Origin of the sequence: Parasphingorhabdus sp., assembly GCF_036963805.1 — a bacterium.
Classification (GTDB): domain Bacteria; phylum Pseudomonadota; class Alphaproteobacteria; order Sphingomonadales; family Sphingomonadaceae; genus Parasphingorhabdus.
Window position 1 is genome coordinate 101,371 of the sequence record NZ_JBALUN010000003.1, and the last position, 24,459, is coordinate 125,829.

The 24,459-nt window shown below is 53.5% G+C and carries 23 protein-coding genes and 1 pseudogene; 12 read left to right on the forward strand and 12 right to left on the reverse strand.

What is annotated here, in order from left to right:
- Nucleotides 1-30 precede the first annotated feature (30 nt).
- Nucleotides 31-390, forward strand: coding sequence for an antibiotic biosynthesis monooxygenase family protein (locus V7676_RS10420; protein ID WP_335659647.1), 360 nt, complete (start codon nucleotides 31-33; stop codon nucleotides 388-390).
- Between the two features lie 32 nt (nucleotides 391-422).
- Entirely contained in the window at nucleotides 423-1,781 is a 1,359-nt protein-coding gene (locus tag V7676_RS10425) for an MFS transporter (RefSeq protein ID WP_335659648.1), read from the forward strand.
- 12 nt (nucleotides 1,782-1,793) lie between these two features.
- Here V7676_RS10425 and V7676_RS10430 read toward each other — a convergent pair whose 3' ends face one another.
- Nucleotides 1,794-4,130 carry a CDC48 family AAA ATPase gene (locus V7676_RS10430; RefSeq protein WP_442955430.1) on the reverse strand — a complete coding sequence of 779 codons (2,337 nt, stop codon included), beginning with the start codon at nucleotides 4,128-4,130 and terminating at the stop codon, nucleotides 1,794-1,796.
- 340 nt (nucleotides 4,131-4,470) lie between these two features.
- On the opposite strand from V7676_RS10430, the gene V7676_RS10435 reads away from it, so the two are divergent.
- Entirely contained in the window at nucleotides 4,471-5,349 is an 879-nt protein-coding gene (locus V7676_RS10435; RefSeq protein WP_335659649.1) for a LysR substrate-binding domain-containing protein, read from the forward strand.
- Nucleotides 5,350-5,383: 34 nt separating this feature from the next.
- Here the strand turns inward: V7676_RS10435 and V7676_RS10440 are convergent, their stop codons facing one another.
- Nucleotides 5,384-6,784 carry a glutamate ligase domain-containing protein gene (locus tag V7676_RS10440; protein ID WP_335659650.1) on the reverse strand — a complete coding sequence of 467 codons (1,401 nt, stop codon included), beginning with the start codon at nucleotides 6,782-6,784 and terminating at the stop codon, nucleotides 5,384-5,386.
- Nucleotides 6,785-6,859: 75 nt separating this feature from the next.
- On the opposite strand from V7676_RS10440, the gene V7676_RS10445 reads away from it, so the two are divergent.
- Complete coding sequence (locus tag V7676_RS10445; RefSeq protein ID WP_335659651.1) at nucleotides 6,860-7,693, forward strand: LD-carboxypeptidase; 834 nt, start codon at nucleotides 6,860-6,862, stop codon at nucleotides 7,691-7,693.
- A 76-nt stretch (nucleotides 7,694-7,769) separates the two neighbouring features.
- On the opposite strand, the gene yghU is transcribed toward V7676_RS10445, so the two are convergent.
- From yghU to V7676_RS10460, 3 genes are read right to left on the reverse strand one after another with little or no spacing between them, the layout of a single operon-like run.
- On the reverse strand, nucleotides 7,770-8,666 hold the full coding sequence (gene yghU / locus V7676_RS10450; RefSeq protein WP_335659652.1) for a glutathione-dependent disulfide-bond oxidoreductase: 897 nt from the start codon (nucleotides 8,664-8,666) through the stop codon (nucleotides 7,770-7,772).
- Nucleotides 8,667-8,688: 22 nt separating this feature from the next.
- Nucleotides 8,689-9,129, reverse strand: a complete 441-nt coding sequence (locus V7676_RS10455; protein WP_335659653.1) for a hypothetical protein — start codon at nucleotides 9,127-9,129, stop codon at nucleotides 8,689-8,691.
- A gap of 17 nt (nucleotides 9,130-9,146) precedes the next feature.
- Nucleotides 9,147-9,596 carry a peptidylprolyl isomerase gene (locus tag V7676_RS10460; protein ID WP_335659654.1) on the reverse strand — a complete coding sequence of 150 codons (450 nt, stop codon included), beginning with the start codon at nucleotides 9,594-9,596 and terminating at the stop codon, nucleotides 9,147-9,149.
- A 181-nt stretch (nucleotides 9,597-9,777) separates the two neighbouring features.
- Between V7676_RS10460 and mgtE the strand changes: the two genes are divergently transcribed.
- Both mgtE and V7676_RS10470 read left to right on the forward strand, forming a co-directional pair.
- On the forward strand, nucleotides 9,778-11,187 hold the full coding sequence (gene mgtE / locus V7676_RS10465; protein ID WP_335659655.1) for a magnesium transporter: 1,410 nt from the start codon (nucleotides 9,778-9,780) through the stop codon (nucleotides 11,185-11,187).
- Between the two features lie 10 nt (nucleotides 11,188-11,197).
- Nucleotides 11,198-11,710: a GNAT family N-acetyltransferase gene (locus V7676_RS10470; RefSeq protein WP_335659656.1), complete on the forward strand. Its 513-nt coding sequence runs from the start codon at nucleotides 11,198-11,200 to the stop codon at nucleotides 11,708-11,710.
- A gap of 3 nt (nucleotides 11,711-11,713) precedes the next feature.
- On the opposite strand, the gene V7676_RS10475 is transcribed toward V7676_RS10470, so the two are convergent.
- The gene (locus V7676_RS10475) at nucleotides 11,714-12,154 is read right to left on the reverse strand and encodes a hypothetical protein (RefSeq protein WP_335659657.1); all 441 of its coding nucleotides are present in this window, start codon (nucleotides 12,152-12,154) and stop codon (nucleotides 11,714-11,716) included.
- Nucleotides 12,155-12,332: 178 nt separating this feature from the next.
- On the opposite strand from V7676_RS10475, the pseudogene V7676_RS10480 reads away from it, so the two are divergent.
- Nucleotides 12,333-12,747: pseudogene (locus V7676_RS10480) on the forward strand (DUF1489 family protein).
- Nucleotides 12,748-12,766: 19 nt separating this feature from the next.
- Here V7676_RS10480 and nudC read toward each other — a convergent pair.
- From nudC to V7676_RS10495, 3 genes are read right to left on the reverse strand one after another with little or no spacing between them, the layout of a single operon-like run.
- Nucleotides 12,767-13,699, reverse strand: a complete 933-nt coding sequence (gene nudC, locus V7676_RS10485; protein WP_335659658.1) for an NAD(+) diphosphatase — start codon at nucleotides 13,697-13,699, stop codon at nucleotides 12,767-12,769.
- Nucleotides 13,696-15,027, reverse strand: a complete 1,332-nt coding sequence (locus V7676_RS10490) for a serine hydrolase domain-containing protein (protein ID WP_335659659.1) — start codon at nucleotides 15,025-15,027, stop codon at nucleotides 13,696-13,698. Before V7676_RS10490 ends, nudC begins: the two co-directional genes overlap by 4 nt.
- Nucleotides 15,024-16,139, reverse strand: coding sequence for an A/G-specific adenine glycosylase (locus tag V7676_RS10495; protein ID WP_335659660.1), 1,116 nt, complete (start codon nucleotides 16,137-16,139; stop codon nucleotides 15,024-15,026). The genes V7676_RS10490 and V7676_RS10495 overlap by 4 nt, the downstream gene beginning before the upstream one ends.
- 27 nt (nucleotides 16,140-16,166) lie before the next feature.
- Between V7676_RS10495 and V7676_RS10500 the strand changes: the two genes are divergently transcribed.
- The 4 genes from V7676_RS10500 (at nucleotide 16,167) to smc (ending at nucleotide 21,814) form a co-directional block, all read left to right on the forward strand.
- Complete coding sequence (locus tag V7676_RS10500) at nucleotides 16,167-16,838, forward strand: DUF721 domain-containing protein (protein WP_335659661.1); 672 nt, start codon at nucleotides 16,167-16,169, stop codon at nucleotides 16,836-16,838.
- Nucleotides 16,835-17,530 (forward strand): thioredoxin domain-containing protein, encoded by a 696-nt coding sequence (locus tag V7676_RS10505; protein WP_335659662.1) that lies wholly within the window; start codon nucleotides 16,835-16,837, stop codon nucleotides 17,528-17,530. Before V7676_RS10500 ends, V7676_RS10505 begins: the two co-directional genes overlap by 4 nt.
- A 35-nt stretch (nucleotides 17,531-17,565) precedes the next feature.
- Nucleotides 17,566-18,309 (forward strand): thioredoxin domain-containing protein, encoded by a 744-nt coding sequence (locus V7676_RS10510; RefSeq protein ID WP_335659663.1) that lies wholly within the window; start codon nucleotides 17,566-17,568, stop codon nucleotides 18,307-18,309.
- A gap of 67 nt (nucleotides 18,310-18,376) precedes the next feature.
- Nucleotides 18,377-21,814, forward strand: coding sequence for a chromosome segregation protein SMC (gene smc / locus V7676_RS10515; RefSeq protein ID WP_335659664.1), 3,438 nt, complete (start codon nucleotides 18,377-18,379; stop codon nucleotides 21,812-21,814).
- An 89-nt stretch (nucleotides 21,815-21,903) separates the two neighbouring features.
- On the opposite strand, the gene V7676_RS10520 is transcribed toward smc, so the two are convergent.
- Both V7676_RS10520 and soxR read right to left on the reverse strand, forming a co-directional pair.
- The gene (locus V7676_RS10520) at nucleotides 21,904-22,194 is read right to left on the reverse strand and encodes a GIY-YIG nuclease family protein (RefSeq protein ID WP_335659665.1); all 291 of its coding nucleotides are present in this window, start codon (nucleotides 22,192-22,194) and stop codon (nucleotides 21,904-21,906) included.
- A 72-nt stretch (nucleotides 22,195-22,266) separates the two neighbouring features.
- On the reverse strand, nucleotides 22,267-22,710 hold the full coding sequence (soxR, locus tag V7676_RS10525) for a redox-sensitive transcriptional activator SoxR (RefSeq protein WP_335659666.1): 444 nt from the start codon (nucleotides 22,708-22,710) through the stop codon (nucleotides 22,267-22,269).
- Nucleotides 22,711-22,865: 155 nt separating this feature from the next.
- Here soxR and V7676_RS10530 point away from each other — a divergent pair, with 155 nt between their 5' ends.
- On the forward strand, nucleotides 22,866-23,258 hold the full coding sequence (locus V7676_RS10530; RefSeq protein ID WP_335659667.1) for a VOC family protein: 393 nt from the start codon (nucleotides 22,866-22,868) through the stop codon (nucleotides 23,256-23,258).
- Nucleotides 23,259-23,303: 45 nt separating this feature from the next.
- Here V7676_RS10530 and V7676_RS10535 read toward each other — a convergent pair whose 3' ends face one another.
- Nucleotides 23,304-24,440, reverse strand: a complete 1,137-nt coding sequence (locus tag V7676_RS10535) for an NADH oxidase (protein WP_335659668.1) — start codon at nucleotides 24,438-24,440, stop codon at nucleotides 23,304-23,306.
- Nucleotides 24,441-24,459 lie beyond the last annotated feature (19 nt).

Consider the following 24,459-nt stretch of genomic DNA (forward strand, 5'->3'; position numbering starts at 1 on the left):
CCGGGGCGAGCAGAGGTTTAAAAGAACAATATGGACTTGCACGACACCGGCTGTATCGCCGTAATCTTTTGCGCCCAGCGCACTAAAGCCGATGACGACGCTTATACAGCCGCCGCTGGCGTTATGAGTAAACTGGCTACCCAACAAACCGGCTATCTGGGTCAGGACAGCAGCCGTTCACCCGATGGTCTGGGCATCACGATTAGCTATTGGCAAGATGACGCAGCCGCAAAAACATGGCGCGATCATCCCGTTCACCGCGCTATTCGGGAGCAGGGACGCGGGAAATGGTATGAAAGCTACACGCTCCACGTCGCCCGCGTCGAACGCAGCTATGCGTGGGAAAAAGCAGAGAAGTCAGGAAAAACTGAAAATCCGGAAAAAATCTAGGATTGGCAAAAATAGCGTGCCATAGGATAGATATGGCTCATTCTCCCGCGTCCGCGATTGCCGCGAAAAAGCACAAACCAATTGATAGTGGACGCATGACGGTTTTATTCCTTGTCATGCTCGTCACTGCATCTGGCAATACCGCCATGCAATCCATTCTGCCGACAATAGGTACGCAATTGCATATTCCGGATTTCTGGGTCAGCGCAGCATTTAGCTGGTCCGCCTTGCTGTGGGTCTATACCGCACCCAAATGGGCGCGCCTGTCCGATCATCGCGGACGCAAAGCATTGATGCGGCTGGGGATGATCGGCTTTACGACATCCATGGCTTTGGCTGGTTTGGCGTTATTCCTAGGGCTTTTGGGATGGTATAGCGCATTGTGGACGTTCATATTATTCGCCCTATTCAGAACCCTTTACGGCGGACTAGGCTCCGCCGCACCGCCTGCGGTGCAAGCCTATGTAGCGTCCCGCACCCCGCGTGCAGAACGCACAAAGGCCCTCTCGCTTATCTCTTCATCTTTCGGCCTCGGTACGATTGTCGGACCGGCCATCGCACCGTTGCTGATCCTGCCGGTACTAGGTCTGTCGAGCCCGATGTTTGCTTTTGCAATTATCGGGATCATGGTGATGATCGCATTGGCGCTCAAACTGCCCAATGATGACCCCGGCTTTGAAGCGCGGGGGGTCGTAACCTCTGAGCCCTATAGTGCAGCGTCGTCTTCTAACAGTTTGAAGGATGATGGCCACGAAGATCACCTCATCGGAGAACAATCGACCGAAAGCCTGCCACCGCGGCTACTTTGGAGCGATGATCGCATTAAGCCGTGGCTCATTACCGGAATCATGGGCGGCAATGCCCATGCTATCATATTGGGCGTGATCGGCTTTCTGGTGCTCGACCGGTTGGGTCTACGCAGCGATCCGGAAACAGCAATTGAAATGACCGGCATTGTGCTGATGTCAGGCGCCGCCGCAACATTGCTTGCCCAATGGGGATTAATCCCCCTCCTGCAAATGGGTCCACGATCATCGGTATTATGGGGCATGCTACTCGCCGCATTAGGCTGTTTCATCATCGGCATGTCTGACGATCTTTACGGAATCATCATCGGGTTTGCAGTCAGTTCGCTGGGCTTTGGTTTATTCCGCCCAGGCTTTGTTGCAGGAGCCTCATTGGCGGTGGACCGGTCCGAACAAAATGGCGTCGCAGGCATAGTCACATCCGTGAACGGCATGGCATTCATTGCTTCACCGGCACTGGGTGTTTTAATATACACCTATTTCAGCGCTCTACCCTTCTGGATTGCAGTGACCCTATGCTTGTTCGTCTTCGGCTGGGGCTTCAAAACATTGAAACTGGATGAAGCCCCTGACCTAAATCATTAAAGTTCATAATTACTAGAATTCATGCTTACTGCCGCGAACGGGCGTCAGCATACCGGGGGAAACAAAACCGATTGGCTCCGCTCGCATGGCATTTTGTTTCAGCTCCGCTTCCATTTTGGAATATTCGTCCTCCATTTCCGGCGTGACCGAGGCACGGCTGTCTTTCAGCGCTTTCTCAAAATGCTTCATCGACACGGTTTCAACCAGTCCACCAAATTCACGCAAGGCATAAAGCCCAGCACGGCGCACCAAATCTTCCAGATCAGCACCAGAATAGCGTTCCGCCCGATCGGCTATATCGTCGAGATCGACATCCTTGGCCATCGGCATTTTTGCCGTGTGGATAGCAAGGATGCGGCGGCGGCCATCTTTTCCGGGAACCGGCACATAGACCAGTTCATCAAAACGGCCAGGCCGCAACAAGGCCGGATCAACCAGACCAGGACGGTTGGTTGCACCGATGACGATTACCGACTGCATTTCTTCCAATCCGTCCATCTCAGCCAGAATCGTATTGACGACACGTTCCGTCACTTGCGGTTCGCCCATGCCGCGTCCCCGCGCAGGGACCAGACTGTCAATTTCATCGATGAACAAGATAGTGGGAGCGACCTGCCGCGCGCGCGCAAATAGCCGCGCAATCTGTTGCTCACTCTCGCCATACCATTTAGACAAAAGATCACTGGATTTGATCGCAATGAAATTGGCTTCCGCCTCTCGCGCGACGGCCTTGGCAAGCAATGTCTTACCGGTTCCCGGCGGCCCATAGAGCAAAAACCCCTTGGCTGGCCTAATACCCAATCGGATAAATGCTTCCGGATTTTTCATCGGCAGCTCTATGCCTTCTTTCAAACGTATCTGAGCATCATCCAGACCGCCAATATCTTCCCAGCGCACATCGGGCATCTGTACCATTACTTCGCGCATGGCAGAGGGCTGCACACGTTTCAGCGCCTCGACAAAGTCATCCCGGCGTACCACTAGCTCTTCAAGAATTTCCGGCGGAACGGTTTCCGATTCCAGGTCAAGTTTGGGCATGATCCGGCGAACCGCCTCAATCGCTGCCTCACGGGTCAAAGCAGCCAAGTCGGCACCAACAAACCCATAGGTCGTGCGTGCCAGTTCCGACAGATCCACTGCCGGTTCCAGAGGCATGCCGCGGGTGTGGATGCCCAAAATTTCCTTGCGGCCGCGCATGTCGGGAACGCCAACAATGATCTCGCGGTCAAACCGGCCCGGACGGCGCAATGCCTCATCAATCGCCTCAGGACGATTGGTGGCAGCGATAACTACCAGATTGAGACGCGATTCAAGACCGTCCATCAGGGTCAATAATTGCGCTACCAGACGCTTTTCAGTTTCGCCCTGCACTTCGCCGCGCTTGGGGGCAATGGAATCGATTTCATCAATGAACAGGATAGATGGCGCCGCCTTGGCCGCGGCCTCAAAAATCTCGCGAAGCTTTTTCTCCGACTCGCCATAGGCGGACCCCATGATTTCAGGGCCGTTGATCAAGAAAAATTCTGCATCGCTCTCATTCGCCACAGCGCGGGCCAGACGGGTCTTGCCTGTACCCGGAGGACCATGGAGCAACACGCCGCGTGGCGGATCAACGCCAAGGCGGGTGAATAATTGCGGGTAGCGCAGCGGCAGTTCAACCATTTCACGCAGTTGATCGATGGTTTCATGCAGACCCCCGACGTCATCATAGGTCACATCCGCACGCCGATGCTCGGTTGATTCTTCATATTCCGGACGCAATTCGACTTCTGTATTCTCGTCAATATGCACAAAGCCTTTTGGCATAGTGGACACCACCATCAGGCGGATCTGCGTCAGTGAAAAGGCGGGAGCCGCCAACATCTGCTGTAATTGCGGCGGCATATCACTGCGATCGACCTGTTGTTGACCGTGGGTGGCGACAAAATCACCGGCATTTAAGGGCCGCCCCATGAAACTGCGTTTCAGACCGGCCCCGCTGCCCTGCAAGCGCAAATCTTTCTGTGCCGGCGCAAAAATTACTTTTTTGGCCGGTTTGGATTCGACTTTGCGTATTTCAACAAAATCCCCCGAACCGACACCGGCATTAGCGCGCTGCAAACCGTCAAGCCGGACAAAATCCAACCCCTCATCTTCCGGATAGGGCAAGACCGCGCGGGCCGGCGTTGCCTGCTTACCGCATATCTCGACAACATCCCCTTCCATTAGGCCTAATTTACTCAGATTATCGCGAGACAGACGAGCCAGTCCCCGGCCGCTATCTTCGGGGCGCGCATTGGCGGCCTGTAATTTTATCATCGGTGAATCAGATTTCGGATCAGGCGTTGGCTCGGACTTGGGATCAGACATCGGTATGGACTCCTGCCATTTTATTGTTTCCATCAAGATAGGGAGACAACCACCAAGATGCGACCCCGAATTTATACTGAGCAAGGAACAGGACCGGATTTCAGGCAAAAAAAAAGGCCAATCCCGAAGGACTGGCCTGTAAAAGTTTTTAGGAGAGGATGCCTGAAAGGCGAGTTCTAATTGGGCCAGAATCAATTATGTTGCAAGTGCGAAATAAACATTGATAGTTGCATAATTCACAACTAGCCATGTATAGGGATTACGTAATTTAGCTGATCTATTAAATATTTACACAATTTTGCATCACACCATTATTATTTAGCCTGGATGACAGATAATCATGAGACGCCTTCCCCCCCTACGTGCTCTAGAAGCATTTATTCGTGTTGCCAGACTGGGCTCGTCAAAGGCCGCGGCGGCTGAACTGGCATTATCGGCACCGGCACTAAGCCGCCGAATCAAGTCGTTGGAAGAGCATATTGGCAAAACGCTATTCGAACGCCGTAACCAGTCCATGGTTTTGAATGAAGATGGTCAAACATTGCTGGCCGCCATAGCACCTGCCATGGAAACTATCGGTGAAGCGGTTGACCAGATGACGGTTAGCGGCGGCGACTTGCGCTTACGTCTGGGCGTCCCGCCGCTTTTTGGAGCCACGCGATTATTGCCGCGCTTGACGGAATTGCGGAAACTTTTCCCCAAGCTCCATATTGACGTCGACGCGTCCTCCAATGCCGAGAATATGCTAGGCGATTCCATTGATGCAGCGATCATCATCTCCGATCATGTTGACCCCAATCTTTATGCCGTAAAGCTTGATACCAACAAAGTTTATGCGATTGCTTCGGTTGACCTTATCAGTGGCCCCAATGCCATCACTACGCCGGACGATTTGAAGGACCATAATATCCTTATCCATAGCGATATGACCAAAGCCTTTGATAGCTGGAAAGAAGCCGTAGGTTTGCCCGACCTTGACCCCACCAACGTCGATCAAATGAATAGCGGCCCGTTAATGCTGGAAGCTGCTGCGCAGGGTCTGGGCGTTGCAATCATGCATGACACCCATTTCTCAGGTGCAAATGATCCGCGACTCGTCCGATTATTCGATTATGATATCGACAGCCCCTATTCCTATTGGTTCGTCTGCCGCAAACGGGAAAAGAAAAACCGCGCCGTGCGGATTTTCCACGATTGGGTTCTGAAGGCCGGACTTTAAGGTGACCGGTCAGCCCGGCTTAATTCAAAACAGTCTATTGCTTGGCCGCCAGTTTTGCCAAAATATCGGATGCAAACAGGCTTAACGTGTCATCGCGCGCACCCATGATCACAATGCGATCTCCGGGCTGCGCAATATCAATCATGTGAGCGCCGCAATCCGCACGGTCCGCTATATGTTTAGCCGTTCCGCCTGCTGCATTCACGGCGTCGACAATAGATTCGCTGCCGATGCTGCGATCCACGGTACCGCCGAAATAGACGGGATCGCACAGGATCACGCGATCATCACCATCTAACAAATCCACAAAAACCTGAGCCAGTTCCGCACCCATCTTATGGATTGGTCCAAAACCATGAGGCTGGAAAAAAGCGATGATCCGCCCGGGGAAAGCTTTCATCGTTTGTAGGGTTGCAGAAATCTTGTCTGGGTTATGTCCGAAATCATCAATCACACTAATTTCATTCGCCGTGCCGACAACATCAAAGCGACGCGCCAGACCAGTGAAATTCGCAATGGCCGCAATCGCTATTGTCATGGGAACGCCCACTGCAATGGACGCAGCTATAGCGGCCAATGCATTGGCGATATTATGCCGTCCGGGAACCTGCAATTCGACCAGAAATTCTGCGCCTTCGGCCTCCAATATGAAGCTTGAGCTAAGCGGCGCTTCTTCAATATTAACCGCGCGCAGTTCAGCACCCTCCGAAAAGCCGAAACTGATAGCATTTTCCAAATCAAGCCCGCTTACCAATGCAGCGGTTTCGGCGTCGTCCCTGTTCCAGACGCAATATTGCGCCTTGCTGGCGAAGTCACCGAAAAGCTGGCGCAGTTCCTCAAGACTCTTATGGTCCAGACTGACATTATTCAGCACCGCAATTTCGGGGTTGAATAAAGCGATACTGCCATCGCTCTCGTCAACTTCGCTAACCATGATACCGCCATCACCAACCCGTGAGCTGGCAAAGGGCGCGTCATCCGCAACGAAGTTCTTCATGACTGCGCCGTTCATGATCGTCGGATCAAAATCCGCCTCGGTCAAAATCCAGCCAATCATGCCGGTCACTGTAGACTTGCCGCTGGTCCCGCCAATGGCGATGCTGCGCGGCGAGGCGTTAAATTGCTGGGCCAACAATTCCGCACGCGTCATTCGCGCGCAACCAAGCGCTTTTGCCTTCGCCACATCCGGCACGCTATCTTCAATCGCAGCAGAGGCGATCAAAATCTGGTCTCCAGATATAAGCCCGCTGCCATCCTGTGCAAACAGGCCGACACCTTTAGCTTTTAACCATTTAAACTTCGCCGCCAACCGCCCCTGATCCAGCGCACGGTCGGAACCCGACACCGTAGCGCCGCTTTCCCGAACAATCATCGCCAAAGGCAGCATGCCGGAACCGCCTATGCCGCAAAAATAATAGGATTTGTCATTAGTCATAATCCCCAGCTATGGCCTCGACAGCATTTTGGCAATTGCATTGGTGTAAAAATAAGGTCGAGGGATAAAAATATTGTGGAACGGGTCAGGATCGGCATTTGCGCACCATCAACGCCGCTATATGAAGAAGAAGCGGAACAGCTGATCAGTCTTGCCCACGCAAGCCATCCTGAGGCGGAACTCGTCTTTCACGATCAATGCTTTGCCATAGCGGGCCATTTTGCTGGCGCAGATGATCTACGCTCTTCCGCGTTCGTATCTTTGGCCAATGATCCCACTATTCATGCCATATGGTTTGCCCGCGGCGGATATGGTGCGGCGCGGATTGCAGATGCCATTTTGGCGCAGTTACAAACAGCCGCGCAGAATAAAATATATATGGGCTATAGCGACGGCGGAAACCTGCTTGGTGCGCTTTATAAGGCCGGAATCGGCACGCACGTGCATGGGCCGATGCCAGTGGACATACGGCGCGACGGCGGCGACGTAGCTGTCCGGCGGGGACTTGATTGGTTAGTCCGCCGCGATCCAACCGCGCTAGAACAGCACGTCGAGGCCGGTCAAAAATATGCCGCGTTTAATCTGATGACCTTGGCGATGATGGTCGGCACACCGCTACTTCCCGATCTCAAAGGCCATGTGCTGATGATCGAGGAGATCGCAGAATATCTTTATGCTTTCGACCGGGCTTTGTTCAACGTCACCAGTCATTTGGCCGATAAAGGGCTAGCTGGAATTCGCCTAGGCCGTGTTAGCGACATACCAGAAAATAACCGGCCATTTGGCGAAGAAGCCGAAGAAATCGTTCAGCGCCTATGTACCCGCTTTGCCATCCCCTATCTTGGCGACGCAGATATCGGTCATGATGTCGGGAATAAAATTGTACCCTTTGGATATATTCCGGATTAGATTTTCCTGCCGTCTCCGGCGGCCAATCCGGAAATAGCTCCCAAATATCGTCAGATGCGCCGCCGATCGGAATATATTATTCCGGTGCCTCGAACTCTCCGCGCGCGATCCTTTTATCCTGTCTATTATTTTCAAAATCGCTGGCATCGTGTCGTTCGCGAAGCTGCGTCTCTGGTTCGCCAAAAGTGCGATTGACCATCATACCGCGTTTAGCCGCCGGACGAGCACCTATTTGCGCTGTCCAGCGCTGAAGGTTTTTATATTCTTGCACTTGCAGAAATTCACCAGATTCATAAAGAACACCGCGCGCAAGACCGCCATACCAAGGGAATATCGCCATATCTGCGATGCTATATTCGTCCCCCGCGAAATATTCATTGTCCGCGAGATGGCGATCCAGCACGTCCATCTGCCGCTTCACCTCCATTGCATAGCGGTTGATCGGATATTCGAATTTTTCCGGTGCATAAGCATAGAAATGCCCAAAGCCGCCGCCGAGGAACGGCGCGCTGCCCATTTGCCAGAATAGCCAGTTCATTGCCTCGGTCCGCTTCGCGTGATCGGTTGGAATGAACATCTTAAATTTCTCAGCCAGATAGACCAGCATCGAACCGGATTCGAACAGCCGGGTTGGCGGGGTGGTGCTATGGTCCAGCAGCGCAGGGATTTTGCTGTTCGGGTTAATATCGACAAAGCCGCTACCAAATTGATCGCCTTCACCAATATTGATCAGCCATGCATCATATTCCGCTGCTGTGACACCAGCTTCCAACAGCTCTTCGAACATGATGGTGACTTTCACGCCATTGGGCGTGCCGAGCGAATAGAGCTGAAACGGATGTTTACCGACCGGCAATTCCTTGTCATGGATAGCCCCTGCAATCGGACGATTGATCTTGGCGAAACGCCCGCCGCTTTCGGAATCCCATTTCCAGATTTTTGGCGGTGTGTATTTGGACAAATTATCGGTCATTTTGCGTGTCTCCAAGATCAATCTAATTTTCCCGGGTGAAACGCGATGTCCTCCCGCGGGTGCCATCAATATAGCTTAGGTTTTCTTTTGCCACTGAGTAGAGCAAATAGCAGGTTTGTTTTTCTTTGCCGCGCAAAACGAATGCTTTACCGTTCATATCGCGTGCGCGGGACTGGCAGCTATCGACGAAAATAATCGCCATATCATCTTGCGGTTTGCCATCATGAAGAGTTTGAAAGCCGCTGCCCTCTATCTCGATGGTCTGTGCGGCATCCTCTTTGGACGTCCATCGGCCCTGCATTTCTGCTAGATAACCGATATGGGCAGCGGCCGGATCAATGGGGCCCGTGACCTTATTTGGCGTCACCTCATTTACTGCACTATCCGCTGAATCATCTCCGGCCGCACAGGATGCCAGCAACAAGCTGGTTCCTATGAGGCCGGAATATAATATGCTTTTCACAGATAGCTGCGTCGGGACTAGCCCAATGTTACGCTTTTGATCGCACCGGGCTGCGCTGGCGGCTCGCCTTTAGGCAGAGCGTCAACCGCATCCATGCCGCTCGTCACTTCGCCCCAGACGGTATATTGCCCATCGAGAAAGCTTGCATCATCCAGACAGATGAAAAACTGGCTGTTCGCGCTGTTCGGGTCCTGCGTACGGGCCATGGAACATACGCCGCGTGCATGAGGTTCTTTACTGAACTCTGCTGGAATATCTGGTTTGTCAGAACCGGACATACCGGTCCCGGTTGGATCGCCGCCCTGCGCCATGAATCCGTCAATCACGCGGTGGAAAACAACACCGTCATAAAAGCCGTCCGCAGCCAGTTCGGTAATGCGCTCAACATGGCCGGGGGCCAGATCAGGGCGTAATTTAATTTCAACATCACCCGTGTCGAGGTGGAGGGTCATTTTTTCGTGCGCCATAGGCTATTCCTTATAATTTGTGTTTTGGACGATGAATCTTCTGCTGCTGCATATAGGGTCGCTATTCAGAAAAATCACCCGCTGCTTTCGATAAATGTCACAAAAGATTGCAATTCAGGCCTCACAGCTACTACAAACCAGACGAACAATACGCCCATTATCGAAAAAAGGGAGCATCGACATGGCGGATATGACTAACGCTCCCGAGATGGAAGATGTCGCGGCGCCAAGCCTCGACGAAGATAACCGGCTAACCAACGAATTTGTTCGATCGGTTTCCGATGCAGTCGAAGCGGGCGATGACATCCTCGCTCAGGAATTGGTCAATCCGCTGCACAATGCCGACATTGCCGATCTGTTCGAACTGATCGACGCGAATGAACGGGCGCCGCTGGCCAGTGCACTAGGCGATCTGGTCAGCGCGGACGTCTTGGCAGAAATGAACGAGCACGTCCGGGACGATTTGTTCGAAGGACTTGATCCCAGTCAGATAGCCGATTTCACCGAGCAGCTGGATACCGATGACGCCGTGGCGATTATCGAGGATCTGGAGGAAGACGAACAACGGGCCGTCCTTGCCGAGCTGGAACCGGAAGACCGCGCGGCGATAGAAAGCGCCCTCACCTATCCTGAAGAATCCGCCGGACGGATCATGCAGCGCGATCTGGTCGCGGTGCCTGAACATATGAATGTCGGACAGTTGATCGACTATTTGCGCGAGCATGGCGACCTAACGACCGAATTTTGGGAAGTCTATGTTGTCGATCCGGCGCATAAGCCGGTTGGCACCTGCCAGCTAAGCTGGATTTTGCGGGTTCCGCGCGACATTGCCGTTGCCGATATTATGAAGCGCGAACAGACGTTGATCCCTGTCGATATGGATCAGGAAGAAGTAGCGCTGCGTTTCCAGAAATATAATCTAATCTCTGCCGCTGTGATCAATGAAGATGGCCGCCTGATCGGTATGATCACGGTCGATGACATTCTCCACATTGTCGAAGATGAGGCTAGCGAAGATGTCCTGCTGCTTTCCGGTGCCGGTGAAGGCGATATTAACGAACCGATCCGCGACAGCTATAAAGCACGTGTGCGCTGGCTCATCGCCAATCTGGCGACAGCGATGGTTGCCAGTTTCGTAATTTCTATATTCGGCGCCGCGATAGAACAGATGGTAGCACTAGCGGTATTAATGCCGATTGTTGCCTCCATAGGCGGCAATGCGGGCACCCAGACGATGGCCGTTTCCGTTCGCGCGCTCGCTATGAATGAACTGACACGGTCCAATACCCGCAGAATTATCGGACGCGAATTCCGGGTGGCATTGCTTAACGGAGCAACCATTGCTGTGCTGGTCGGCATCGGCACGGCGATTGCATTTGGCAACCCGATATTGGGCGGTGTTATCGGGACCGCGATGATGATCAATATTGTTATTGCCGGATTTGCCGGGATATTTGTCCCGGTCATGCTCGAACGCATGGATCAGGATCCGGCACTGGCATCATCCGTATTCGTAACAATGATCACCGACACCATGGGTTTTCTGGCGTTTCTTAGCCTGGCAGTGGTGAGCGGACTGGTAAGCTTATAGGCGGTAACACATGATCGAAACAGAACGGCTATTGCTCCGCCCCCATATCATCGATGATTTTCCTGCGTTCAAGGCCATGTTACAAGATCCAGTGGTCATGCGATATTTTGAAGGGGAACCATCTACCGACAACGAGATTTGGTTAAAGTTTCTCGAACATTTTGGTCGATGGGAGCTATTGGATTACGGTCTTTTCTCGATCATTGAAAAGGAAACCGGCCTATGGGTCGGCAATGCCGGTTTCGGCGATTTTCGTCGGGGCCTCGGCACAGATTTCGATCCTTTTCACGAAGCTGCGTGGGTTATGTCACAGGCGGGCCAAAATAAAGGATATGCCTTTGAAGCTATGTCCGCCGCGCATATTTGGCTGGAAAAGCAATTTTTTCCCGAAAAAACCGTTTGTATCATCAATCCTGAAAATGCGCCGTCGATCAGACTTGCGGGCAAGCTGGGATATCAAAAAAGCGGGATGGGAATTTATAAGGACAACGAAGTCGTTATGTTCCAGCGCCCCGGCCGATAAACCCTAACGCTGCAAACTATCTTCCGACTTTACCGCATAGGCTGCGGCAAAATTGGCCATATCCAGATAAATTCGGTCACGGCCGCAAGGCGAAATCATTTCACAGATCAGCGAATCAAAACATGGCCGATCACCCTGCACCACATAGCGCAACATATTGATCAGCAATATTTCGTCCGGCATGGTGTGTGGACAACAAGCACGGCCAATTTTAACAGTTTCCGGCCAAGCGCCGCCAATGGCTTCGACCAAGATAAGAAAACGGCTAGCCGCCAGATCACTCCCCAATCGGTCTTGTAGATAAGGCCGCGCATCATGATAGCATTTCTGACTCATCACTGCGACGCGTAGTGCCATGATGATCCGCGCCTCCGCGGATGCGAGTGATAGCAAGTCCGGCAAGGGCGTCACCAGCTTCGCGAGATTTCCAGACCATATACCCATTTATCGTTCTCCTCTTCCAGAATCGAAGGTCGACAATATGTTATTGATAATCATTTGCAATAAAAAACGTCGCTGAAATGCAGAAAAACCGAATTGCAAGAACCCATGCTTGCTTAAGAAAGGAAGTGCTGACGCAACGCCGCTTGACTAATCCGGCCCCGACCCACACATAAAGTCCATGCCGCTCAATATGACAAAAATTGCTTTTCGCAGCGAAAGCCCCGCGACGTTGCGGGCGTGGCTGGAATCCCATATTGGAAATCGGGCGACCAATGGCGAAGCACGACTAACCACCCGCTATCTGCCAAAAAGACATGCCGAAATGTTCGGTGGATCGCTTTATTGGATTCACAGCAAAAACAATAGTCGGCCGCAGTCCGATTATAGGCTTTCAGGAAAATGGCGAAGGCCGGCAATGGATCAGGCTGGAACCGAAGCTTATTGCGGTTCAGACCATCCCTCGCCGCGCGCATCAAGGCTGGCGCTATCTCGAAGAGAAAGACGCACCCGCTGATCTTGGCGAAGGCGCGGAAGGGGCGGAGGAAATGCCCGCCGAGATGCTGGGCGAATTGTCCAAACTCGGTCTGGTTTAACCCTCGCTCAGATCAAAGCTCAGCGTTCCTGCTCATCCACCCAATATTTAAGCAAATTATAGGCAATAGCGAATGGCGGCGGCGCTATAAACAGCGCATCGGCATCGCCGTTCATCGCTGACTTCACTTCATCCAGCGAGAACCATGCGGCTTCTTCAATTTCTTCCTCGTCCAACGTCAATGTCGGATCATCAGTCTGGCTCGTACAGGCCATCATGAGCGATGAGGGAAAAGGCCACGGTTGGCTGGCAATATAACGGACATTATGGACCTTGATTCCAGCCTCTTCCCACAGTTCGCGCGCGACGCCGCCTTCGATGCTTTCTCCCGGCTCGATAAAACCGGCAAGCGCCGAATATCTTTTGGGTGGAAAGCCAGGCTGTCGGCCAAGCAGTATTTTGCTGTCACATTCAGCCAGCATGATCGCAACCGGGTCGGTGCGGGGAAAATGTTCTGCTCCGCAGCCTTGTTTTTCTTTATCACATAACCGCGCCCACCCGCCTTTTCGAGATTCCGTTGGCTGGCCGCAATTGGCACAATAGCGGTGGCGAGCATGCCAATCGACCAAACTGCGCGCGGTGGCATAGATAGCCGCCTGATCCGGCGGCAAGACACCTAAAGATTGCCACAACCGCGGATCGGCGGTTGGCATCGCACTGCCCGCTCCATTAAGCTCGGCAAAGCAAGGCGTATCGCCATCAATCCCCAGCAGCAGCAGATCATTATCGGGCGACGCCTCATATAGCGATCCCCAAGCCAGATCACCCAATTCATCAAAAACCGGACTCAATCCGTCCAGCTTAAGCAAGCGCGCATTCGGTCGCATCATCGCTTCTTTAAGCCGCTCTGGATTAACACGGACCTGATCGGCTCGGTCGATTGTACCGCCTGCAAAGGTCGGGATAATGGCGCTGAGATCAGTCGTCATAATCGGGCTTACTAGATCACTCATAGGCTTGTCTTTCCGCCGCCAGCTGACATTTGCTGGATCAAATCGGCATAAACATATTTCGGAAAATCCGCCTGAAACGGATAGCTGTTGGACGGCATATACTGCGTGTAACCACCTGCGCGAAAACCATTACTGGTATCGACAAAGGCAGATGTCCCGGCTGCACCACCCCATCCATAGGTTCCTGCCGGACTAACTGCTGTGCCCAGACCGACACGGCCACCAGCACCAAAGCCATGATTGACCACCCAAGTGCCTTTCATATCGACGCCGGCGGGTAGCAGGTTAGACATACCGAGCTTTGCCGTTTCCGGGTGCATGATCGCTGTACCTTTATAGGTTCCGAAACCTAGCAGCATGGCAAGGAACTTGTCATAGTCCGCAGCGGACCCCACCAGGCCTGCGCCGCCAAAAGCAAATGCGGGCTTATCAAGAAAAATGCTATTTTCTGCCGGATCTATTGGGAGCAATTTGCCTGCAAAAGGCGCATAATTGTCGGTAAAATCTTGCACACGGTCGGCTGGCAACTGGAAAAACGTATCTTTCATTCCCAGTGGATCAAACATGCGTTTCTGCAAAAATTCATCCAATGGCAATCCGGAAGCCACCTCGACGACATAGCTGAGCAAATCAAGGCTAACCGAATAGCTCCATCTCGTGCCGGGTTCATAAACCAGTGGCAATGATGCAAGATTTTTAGAAAATGTCGCAGCATCCGGCGTCGGTGCACCCGGCTCGAAACCCGGTATAGGCATCCGGCTAACCACGCCCGGCGTAATGCCTTTCGCAAAATAGGCTTTCAGGATCGGACCTTTGCTAATGATTGTATAGCCCAGACCCGCTGTATGGGTCAGCAAATGGCGGATGGTGATCTGCGTACGGGCGGCCACAGTCTCGGCCAGCGATCCTTCGGGGTTTTGCAAGACCCGCATGTTGGAAAATTCGGGCAAAATATCTGCAAGCGGCTGATCCAGTTTTAACTGGCCATCCTCGATCAGCATCATCACCGCCATGCCTGTCACCGGCTTGGTCTGCGAATAAAGCCGCCATAATGTGTTCCTATCAACGGGCTTTTCACCGCCCAATTTTTGGGTTCCGGCAGAAATGATCGCCGGGTCATTCTGTCCCATGCCAATGGCTGCGAGCATGCCCGCCACTTTTTTCTCGGCGACATATTCGTTAATAATCTTAGTCAGACTAGGAAATTGCGTTGTCAGGGAACTCGCAAAAGCAATTTTCGGCATACCGGCGAGCAAGCTGCTGGCACCGATGGCTCCAAGAACGGAGCGCCGACTAAATGCTGGGAGGGTTATTTTGTCCGTCGTCATTCTGATCCCTTCGATTTTTGCTTCATATTCCAGCGCACCGCCTTGGCAAATAAAGTCGGCAGTCCGGCATCCTCAATCCCGTGCATCGGCCACCAAATAGCGGTTTCGATGTCGGTTTTTTTATTATCATCATTGTTAATACTGATTTTGTCACTTTGATAAACCGCCAAATCAACCTCAAGCGAAAAATGCGTGAAGCTGTGCTGAATGACATTCTCATGCAGTCGCCATTTTCCGGCAAATGGCGGCTCGCCATGTCCATCGATTCCGGCCGCCCAATTGTCGTCGGGCAGCGCGCGCATAGAACCAAGCATGCCCTTTGACGGGCGTGTGACGAGCAATAATTTGTTGTCCTGCTCCACCCAGAAAAACCGGCCCTTGCGCGTCGGCTTCGCTTTTTTGGGCGGTTTTACCGGATAGCGTTCCTGATCGCCTGCGGCAAAAGCCAAGCAATGCACCTGCACCGGACAGATTTCACATTTTGGTGATTTTGCGGTGCAAATGCTCGCACCGATATCCATACAGGCCTGCGCAAAATCACCGGCGCCAGTTTCTGGCGTCAAAACATCCATAGCAATACGGATATCCGCTTTGCCTTTGGGTAACGGTGTATCAATTGCGAACAGCCGCGCCGCCAGACGTTCGATATTGGCATCCACAACCACGGCGCGCCGGCCAAACGCGATAGCCGCAATGGCCGCAGCGGTATATCCGCCGATCCCCGGCAGTTTTAACAGTTCAGCTTCCTCCTCTGGAAAGATGCCGTTCAAATTTTCTGTCACATATCGCGCGCATTTATGAAGGTTCCGCGCCCGCGCATAATAGCCCAGCCCCGCCCATGCTGCGAGTACATCAGCCTCATCCGCGGCCGCCAAATCCCCGACCGTTGGCCAGCGCTGGGTGAATTTGATAAAATAGGCAATAACCGCAGCCACCGTCGTTTGCTGTAACATCACTTCGGACAACCAGATATGATAGGGATCGGGCAAACTGCCAGCGGCGGAAAGCGCAAGCGGAATACGCCAGGGCAAATTGCGTGCGTTATCCACATAATGTGCACTGATTTTGGCGGTTATTTTCTGCGTTTCACCGGTTATTCTATCGACGCCCATAGGGCGCCTATGCCATGGTGAAACGCTATGGCGAAGGAAAATGTTCCAGACGGTGAAAAGCCAAAGCGCAAGAGCGCCAAGCGATCCGCTGTGGGCAGGAAATTTCAGAAATATCAACGGCCACGCGGCGGTGAGGCGCGGAGCATCTCTGACCTGATGCCTGACGTCGGCCGCGCTGCATTTAGACGCTTTGGTTTCATCCAAAGCTCGGTCGTCAGCCGCTGGCCGGAAATAGTCGGAGAACGCTATGCTGATGTCTCCCTGCCCGAATCAATCCGTTTTCCGCGCGGCGAAAAAGAAGGCGGTACGCTCCAGTTATTGGTTTCAGGGGCCCATTCCACCTTGATGCAACATATTACGCCAGAGATTATCGAGCGGGTGAACCGCTTTTTCGGCTATGGCGCGATCAGTCAGGTGCGATTCAGACATGGCGATGTAGATTCCGCAAAAGACCCTGAAAAGCCTAGAGAAAGACGGGTCTCGCTACCACCTTCGCTGAAACCGGCACCGATAGAACTGGGCGACAGCCTGCGTGATATTGGTGATCCGGAATTGAATAGAGTGTTGGAATCACTCGCAACTGCTATTGCCAAGTCGGAAGGCGCTCCGCAAATAGAAGAGCCGAAGCCGATTACCATCGTTGGAAAAATCGGCGGCGGCAAAAAGCGTGTGCTGAAAGAAACAAAGGACGACGAATGAAATTTGCCAGCGCCTATCTTGCTTTTGCAGCCCTCGGAACCGCGACCATCATCGCCGCCCCGGTCGCTGCCCAAAAAACAGACTGGACGCAGCGGGTCACCATGTCTGACAAGGGCGGCCACATAATGGGCAATCCCTTGGCCAAGCATCGGCTCACCGAATATATGAGCTATACCTGCAGCCATTGCGCGGCTTTCGAAGCCGAATCGTATCAACCGCTGAGATCCAGTTTTATTCAAAAGGGCCATATCAGCTTCGAGGTCCGCAATCTTATTCTCAACCCGATTGATTTAACCGCAGCGATGCTCGCCCGCTGTGGTGGACGCACCAAATTTTTTGGCAATCACCGCGCGCTCCTAACGTCTCAGAAAAGCTGGATGAAAACATTCCAGTCATCTTCTCCAGACGTGATGGAATCTTTGAATGATGGCACCGTATCTGAACGGCTGAAAAAAATTTCCAAGGCAGCAGACTTTTACGGCGTGATGAAAAAACGCGGCTATTCAGCCAGTCAGGTCAATGTTTGCCTCTCCGACCAGTCGGCGCAAGACAAGATTTTGGGTATGACCAAATATGCGACCGAAAGTTTAAAACTGTCCGGCACACCCAGCTTCGCGTTGAACAACGTTCCGATTGATAAGGTTCACAATTGGGAACTTTTACGACCTACGCTGGCGGCCCTGCCCCAATGAATATTCAAACTCGAATGAATAACAGGAAATTACTTATGGCTAAATCACTCTATTTCGCACCCGTCGCGCTCGCACTGGCACTTACCGGCTGCGGCGGAGCAGCAGAAACCGAAAGCGGCGCGGCTTCGGGCGACAAGGTTGAATCTGTCGCGGCACCGGAAGGCCAAAAATGGTCTGATACGGTCGCTAAAACGGAAGCAGGCGGTTATGTGATGGGCAACCCCGACGCTCCGATCAAGCTGGTCGAATATATGTCGATCACCTGTTCGCACTGCGCCGATTTTGGAGAGCAAGCGTTTAATTCTATCCGTGACGATTATGTCGATAGCGGCCGTGTGAGTTTCGAAATCCGTAATTTCGTGCGTGATCCACTCGATCTTACAGCGGCGATCCTGTCACGCTGCGGCGGCGAAGGTCCGTTTTTCGCATTGACCAAACAGGCGCTCGGCAATCAGGCACCGATGTTTGAAAAAGCACAGGCTATGGGCGAAGAAACCTACAAAAACATATTGGAATCCGATCCGAAAGTGCGGTTTGTCAAACTGGCTGAACAGCTTGATCTGGTGAGCTATTTTCAACAGCGCGGGATATCTTCCGACCAAGCCAAAACCTGCTTAAGCGACGAAGCAACGGCTGAAAAACTAATGGCAGACACACAGGTTGCTGTGAAAGATTATGACATTCAAGGCACACCAACCTTCCTTATCAACGGTCAGAAGATTGAAGGTACAAATTGGGTCATGGTAGAAACAAATTTGAAAGAAGCTGGCGCGCGGTAGGCGCTCTTCATCGCTTGGGGGAGCGGGCAATGCGGCTAAGGAGTAAAGTTCGGGCGAGGCACGCAATGTGCAAATAAAGAAGCTCAAACTTTCGGGCTTCAAAAGCTTTGTCGATCCCACCGAGCTGCGCATTGAAAAAGGGCTGACCGGCGTGGTCGGCCCCAATGGCTGCGGCAAATCCAACCTTCTGGAAGCTATCCGCTGGGTGATGGGCGAAAGCTCTGCCAAATCCATGCGCGGCGGCGGCATGGAAGATGTGATTTTCGCCGGCACCCAAAACCGCCCCGAACGCCAATTTGCAGAAGTCGCGCTCCATGCCGAGCGCGAGATCAATGATGTCTCTTCGCTCCACGTCGGGGATAATGACAGCGAGCTGGAAATTGTCCGGCGCATCGAACGCGGCTCCGGTTCCGCTTATCGTGCCAATGGCGTCGATGTGCGGGCCAAGGACGTCGCGCTTATTTTCGCCGATGCCGCGACGGGCGCGCATAGTCCCGCCTTGGTGAGTCAGGGCAAGATCAGCCATGTCATTTCGTCCAAACCAACCGAACGGCGCGAAATGCTGGAAGAGGCCGCCGGCATTTCCGGACTGCATGTCAGGCGGAAAGATGCCGAGCAAAAATTGCGCGCAGCGGAGAAAAACCTCGCGCGGCTCGACGATATATTGGGCGATATGGAGCAACGCGCCTCTGCCCTGCGGCGCCAAGCCAAACAGGCGGAACGCTATAGAAAGCTGAGCAGCGAGATCACGACGGTCGAGGCTCGCCTGATCTACGCCCGTTGGCGGGAAGCCGCAGCGGCAGCAGAAACTGCCAAGGCGGAGGCAGATGCAGCCGAAGCGACTGTTAATGCGGCACAAATTGACCAACAATCCGCCGTGAAAGCGCAAAATGAAAGCGCCAAGACATTAGGCATTTTACGCGCAGACGTCACCAGAGCGCGGGAAGAAGCCAGCGAATCCAGCCATCGCCTTTTATCCCTGACCAATGAACGCGATAATCTGAAAACCCGCCTGCTTGATTTGCAGGCGCAGGCACGGCGCATCCATGATGACAATGCGCGAGAGGATCAACTGACCCGCGATGCAATGGAAGCCTTGTCGCGGTTAGAGCAGGATAATCAACGCCTGACGAGCGAATTGACCACGTTACAATCGGAACGGCCGGGGCTAGAACGCGATGCCGAGAAGGCGGAACGTGCGGCTAGCGATAGCGAAGTCGAACTAGCCAAAGCCGTCGCCGAAGAAGCCCGCATACAAGCAGAGATTAAGGTCGCCAATGCGGCCTTAGAAGCCGCGCAGACCCGTCATGGACGCCTGTCCGTTGAACTGGAACGACTGGTGAAAGAACGCGCCGAAATGGGCGATGAGAAGGAACTCAAGGCTGTTCTAACGGACGCTATTGCCTCCCGAGAAGCTGCCCAGAAACAGGCAGATGGCAGTGGATCGCAAATCTCGGCACTCGAAGCACAGCGACTTACTGCCAGCGAAGCGCGCGATCATGCGGAATCCGCCCTTGCTTCATCCAAGGCCGAGTTGGCTGGCCTTACGTCCGAACATCGTGCGCTCGAAAGGGAGCTTTCCAAAGGCGAGAGCGATCATAAAGCGATCGACCGGGTCAAGGCCGCACCCGGTTACGAGCGCGCCTTGGCAGCAGCCTTGGGGGATGATTTGCTAGCGTCCGTCGGGGAAGACGGGGACCGCTATTGGGGTGGTGGCGCTTTGCCTGCCGCTGGCGACGCCCCCGACGGTACCGAAATATTGCTCGATCATGTCGAGGCACCGGAGGAATTGCATAGCCGGCTGTCCCAAATTTTTGTCGCCGATAGCGATACAAACCAGTCTCTCACCGTCGGCCAAAGACTGGTGACGAAATCAGGCGCTGTTCGTCGCTGGGACGGATTTGTTGCCCGCGATGATGGCAATGCCAGCGCGGAACGGCTGGTACGGGCCAATCGGTTAACCGAACTAACCGGCTTGATGGAGCCAGCCAAAGCGAAAGTTGCCGCGGCAGAAACCGCCTTGCACGAACAGCAAACCGCTATTGCCACAGCGGAACAACAGCTAGCAGAAGCCCGCATGGCCCGTCGCGAGGCAGAAGATTTACTGCGGCAAACACTGCGTGAAGCGGATCAGGCAGAAGAAGCCGTGGACTGGCTCCAAAAACGCACCACCAGCCTGTCCGAACGGGAAGCGGCCCTGAAAGAAGAAGCGGCGACCGCTCAAGCAGAATTGGAGACGGCTCAAAAAGAACGCACCAGCCAGCCCGATGGCGCAACACAGGAACGCGCACGCGCTGCCTTGCAGGACCAGCGCGATGCCGCGCGCCAACAAGTCATGTCCTCGCAGGCCTCTCTATCCGGTCTCGACCAAAAGCTAGCGCAGGTAAAAGAACAGAAAGCCGTAGCGGGCGCGCAGATTAAATCCTGGCGGGATCGTTCCAGCGAAGCCGCGACGCGGATGGCGGAGATGACCAAGCGCGGCGCAGCGATTGAGGCGGAAGTAGATAAGCTTGCCGACCGGCCGCGCATCATCGAAGTAGAAGTGACCAAATTGGAAGAGCAGCAGAATGCGCTCAACCAGATAGTGACGGACAAGGATACGGCGCTACAAACCGCCGAGCTGGCCCAGCGCGACCATGAAGAACGGCTGACTGCGACCAGTGAAGCATTGAGCCAAGCGCGCGAGCTACGCGCCGGTGCCAAAGCGCGCGCGGAAAATCAGGATCTGCGCCGCGTGGAAATGGGCCGCATTTCGGCCGAGAAGTTTGAATGCCCTGCGCCGGTATTGCCCAAAAAGCTTGAATTTGATGAAACAACGGTTGCTGATGCCAGTTTGGAATCTGCCGAGCTAGAACGGCTGACGATGAGCCGGGAGCGGATTGGTCCGGTTAATCTGGTAGCGGCGGATGAGTTGGAAGAGCTCGAAACCGAATGGGAAAAATCGACGCGCGAAAGCAGCGAGTTGAACGAGGCGATCAACCAGCTGCGCGGTTCCATTGGCAGCCTGAACCGCGAAGGTAGGCAACGGCTTTTGGCCGCGTTCACCGAGGTGGACCAACATTTCCAGCGGCTATTTTCCACACTATTCGATGGCGGCAGCGCGCATCTGGAACTGATCGACAATGATGACCCGCTCCAAGCCGGTCTCGAAATCATGGCGCAACCACCCGGCAAAAAGCTGACCTCGCTGACATTGCTATCCGGCGGCGAACAGGCGCTGACCGCAGTGGCGCTGATCTTTGGTTTATTCCTAACCAACCCCGCACCGATTTGCGTGCTCGATGAGGTTGATGCGCCACTAGATGACGCCAATATCGAGCGATTCTGCGACTTGCTCGACAAGATGGTGGCAGAAACCAACACCCGCTATCTGATCGTGACCCATAATGCCGTGACGATGAGCCGGATGCACCGATTGTTCGGTGTAACAATGGTCGAGCGCGGGATTTCGCAGCTGGTTTCTGTGGACCTGAATGCTGCGGAAGAATTGTTGGCAGCGGAGTAAACCCGGCAACGCCCTTCGACAAGCTCAGGGCTGACGGAGTTTAAATTGCATTTCCTTATTCCGTGAGGGGTGAGCCTGTCGAACCCCGCCTATCGCTCGTCGGAACGGTTCCGAGCTAATTCCGACAACAAGCCCCAATTGCCGTCAATCAGCGCCTGTTTCTTTGCCTTTGACCAGCCTTTTATTTGCCGTTCCGCTTCCAGTGCCTCAACACGTGTTGAAAATATCTCCGACCAAACCAACTCTATCGGCCGCCGCTTATATGTATAGCCGGTAAAATAGCCGCTTTGATGTTGGGCGATACGTTGTTCCAAATTGTCGGTTTGGCCCGTGTAAAAACTGCTATCAGCACATCTCAATATATAGGTGTAGAACGCCATGGCGATATTGTAACCGACGGGCGCCCTTCGACAAGCTCAGGGCTGACGGACAATGGCATATGGCCTGTTATGTCAATCCCCCAAAACCAATTGCGGCCCCGGCCCTTTTAGCCCTGCTCGATCTTCCGGATTATAAAGCTTACATTTCTGCAAGCTCAAACAGCCGCAACCAATGCACCCGTCCAGCCTGTCTCTTGTCCGTTCGAGTTCTGCGATCCGTGCGTCGATGACCTTACGCATCGCTTTGCTGATCCGGGTCCAGTCAGCCTGTGTCGGGGTCCGGCCATGCGGCAGGCCCGCCAACTGATGCTCAATCTCGCCGATAGTGAGCCCCAATTGCTGGGCAATCAGGACAAATGACAACCGCCGGATATCGGAACGCAGGAACCGCCGTTGGCCCCCGCTGGAGCGAAACGGCTCGACCAGCCCCTTTTCCTCGTAAAATCGGATAGCCGAAACCGAGAGACCCGTCCGCGCGGCTAGCGCGCCAATCGTGAGTGATTTGGTTTCCGGCATAGCAAAAACAGTCCCAAAATAAAAGCTTGACCTCAACTTAGCTTGAGGTTGTACGAATCGCAAGTGAAGAGAATGAGGCTGAGCTTTGACAAGCGCAATATCGCCTCCATTCTCTCCAATAGTCACAGACTAACATATAGGAAAAGGACAAGAACATGACAAAAGCAGCTCTCGAACACGTCAACATAACCGTCAGTAACCCGCAGCGGTCCGCTGCCCTGATGCGCGACCTGTTTGGCTGGCATATCCGGTGGGAAGGCCCATCAATATTAGGGGGTCATACAATCCACGTCGGGACCGATGACCAATATGTTGCGCTCTATACAAACGAGGATGTGAAGGCCGCCAATGACGGTGCTGGCCCGGCCTTCCAAAAAGGCCAGCCGCTGAATCATGTCGCGATGACGGTCGATAATCTGGATGCTGTTGAAGCAAAAGTCATAGCCGCGGGCCTAGAGCCTTTCGCCCATGCCGATTATGATCCCGGTCGCCGGTTCTACTTCTTCGACTGGAACGGGATCGAATTTGAAGTGGTCAGCTATGATTAGCTAAAGCGGCAGTCCCGGACCGATTGCGCGGGACTGCCCACAAAGTTACAGGCTTGGGTTCACCAATACCTTTTCACCCGTCGCCTTCTTGTCATAACCTTTCGCAATTTCGGGGTCGATCATATCCATCAGCGAAATCTGGCTGCTGTATTCGCTATGAAATATGCCGTTGCGCTCTTCGACAGCAAACATACGCATTTCCATCATGCGCTCCATGCCGACCTTTTCGAGATGCGGAGTGAGCAACCAGCCCCCGACACCCCAATAAAGACCAAGTCCACCGCCCAAAATCGTTTCGCCCGTATCCAAACGGCCATAGATATAGACCTGTTTATGAATGGGCGAACCATAGACACTAAACTCGCCCCCCCGTTTGGCCGCAGCCTGTTCCATTGCGGTCAGGATATAGCTGGCCATCTTGCCGCCGCCAATCGCATCGAATCCCAATGTCGCTCCGGTTTCCGCCAGTGCATCGACCAGATTAGGCATGAAATCATCTTTCGTGCTGTCCAAAACATGAGTGACCCCGACATCGGTCAGTATCTTCTTCTGCGCGTCGGACCGTACAATAGCGACCAGCGGAATATTGTCTTTCACACATAGCTTCGCAAGCATCTGGCCGAGATTGGACGCTGCTGCGGTATGCACGATACCCTCATGTCCTTCGGCACGCATAGTGTTGATAAAGCCTTGCGCCGTCATCGGGTTGACGAAAAGCGATGCACCTTCTTTCGCTGGCGCGCCTTCGGGGAGCGGAACACACATCATCGCTGGCATGACGCGGTGGGTGCGATACATCTCTCCGCCAACCACAGTCACTGTTTTTCCCAATAAGGCTTGCGCCGCATCGCTGGTACCCGCCGCGACAACTTTGCCTGCGCCTTCGTTACCGGCAGCGAGTTTCTTGCCCTTGCGACCAGCGAAAATACGCATCATCGCAGGATCAACATCGGCAACCAGCGCAGGATGACCATCAACGGTTTCAGAGCGTGCCGTATCCATTTGTGCAGGGCTAAGCAACAATCCAAGGTCCGATGGATTAATTGGCACCGCTTCCATCTGGATGACGACCTGATGATCCTCCGGTTCTGGAACAGCATAAGGTTCAATAGAAAGAACCAGTTTTCCGTCTTCCGTAACGGTGGTAAACAGTTGCTTCGCGTCGGTAATATCGTGGCCCATCCTATTATCCTCTATTATG

Excerpts from the sequence above, each read along its gene's own strand:
- V7676_RS10420 (WP_335659647.1), top strand. The coding sequence starts at position 31 with ATGGACTTGCACGACACCGGCTGTATCGCCGTAATCTTTTGCGCCCAG.
- V7676_RS10425 (WP_335659648.1), top strand. The coding sequence starts at position 423 with ATGGCTCATTCTCCCGCGTCCGCGATTGCCGCGAAAAAGCACAAACCA.
- V7676_RS10430 (WP_442955430.1), bottom strand. The coding sequence starts at position 4,130 with ATGTCTGATCCCAAGTCCGAGCCAACGCCTGATCCGAAATCTGATTCA.
- V7676_RS10435 (WP_335659649.1), top strand. The coding sequence starts at position 4,471 with ATGAGACGCCTTCCCCCCCTACGTGCTCTAGAAGCATTTATTCGTGTT.
- V7676_RS10440 (WP_335659650.1), bottom strand. The coding sequence starts at position 6,784 with ATGACTAATGACAAATCCTATTATTTTTGCGGCATAGGCGGTTCCGGC.
- yghU (WP_335659652.1), bottom strand. The coding sequence starts at position 8,666 with ATGACCGATAATTTGTCCAAATACACACCGCCAAAAATCTGGAAATGG.
- V7676_RS10460 (WP_335659654.1), bottom strand. The coding sequence starts at position 9,596 with ATGGCGCACGAAAAAATGACCCTCCACCTCGACACGGGTGATGTTGAA.
- mgtE (WP_335659655.1), top strand. The coding sequence starts at position 9,778 with ATGGCGGATATGACTAACGCTCCCGAGATGGAAGATGTCGCGGCGCCA.
- V7676_RS10470 (WP_335659656.1), top strand. The coding sequence starts at position 11,198 with ATGATCGAAACAGAACGGCTATTGCTCCGCCCCCATATCATCGATGAT.
- V7676_RS10475 (WP_335659657.1), bottom strand. The coding sequence starts at position 12,154 with ATGGGTATATGGTCTGGAAATCTCGCGAAGCTGGTGACGCCCTTGCCG.
- nudC (WP_335659658.1), bottom strand. The coding sequence starts at position 13,699 with ATGAGTGATCTAGTAAGCCCGATTATGACGACTGATCTCAGCGCCATT.
- V7676_RS10490 (WP_335659659.1), bottom strand. The coding sequence starts at position 15,027 with ATGACGACGGACAAAATAACCCTCCCAGCATTTAGTCGGCGCTCCGTT.
- V7676_RS10495 (WP_335659660.1), bottom strand. The coding sequence starts at position 16,139 with ATGGGCGTCGATAGAATAACCGGTGAAACGCAGAAAATAACCGCCAAA.
- V7676_RS10500 (WP_335659661.1), top strand. The coding sequence starts at position 16,167 with ATGGCGAAGGAAAATGTTCCAGACGGTGAAAAGCCAAAGCGCAAGAGC.
- V7676_RS10505 (WP_335659662.1), top strand. The coding sequence starts at position 16,835 with ATGAAATTTGCCAGCGCCTATCTTGCTTTTGCAGCCCTCGGAACCGCG.
- V7676_RS10510 (WP_335659663.1), top strand. The coding sequence starts at position 17,566 with ATGGCTAAATCACTCTATTTCGCACCCGTCGCGCTCGCACTGGCACTT.
- V7676_RS10520 (WP_335659665.1), bottom strand. The coding sequence starts at position 22,194 with ATGGCGTTCTACACCTATATATTGAGATGTGCTGATAGCAGTTTTTAC.
- soxR (WP_335659666.1), bottom strand. The coding sequence starts at position 22,710 with ATGCCGGAAACCAAATCACTCACGATTGGCGCGCTAGCCGCGCGGACG.
- V7676_RS10530 (WP_335659667.1), top strand. The coding sequence starts at position 22,866 with ATGACAAAAGCAGCTCTCGAACACGTCAACATAACCGTCAGTAACCCG.
- V7676_RS10535 (WP_335659668.1), bottom strand. The coding sequence starts at position 24,440 with ATGGGCCACGATATTACCGACGCGAAGCAACTGTTTACCACCGTTACG.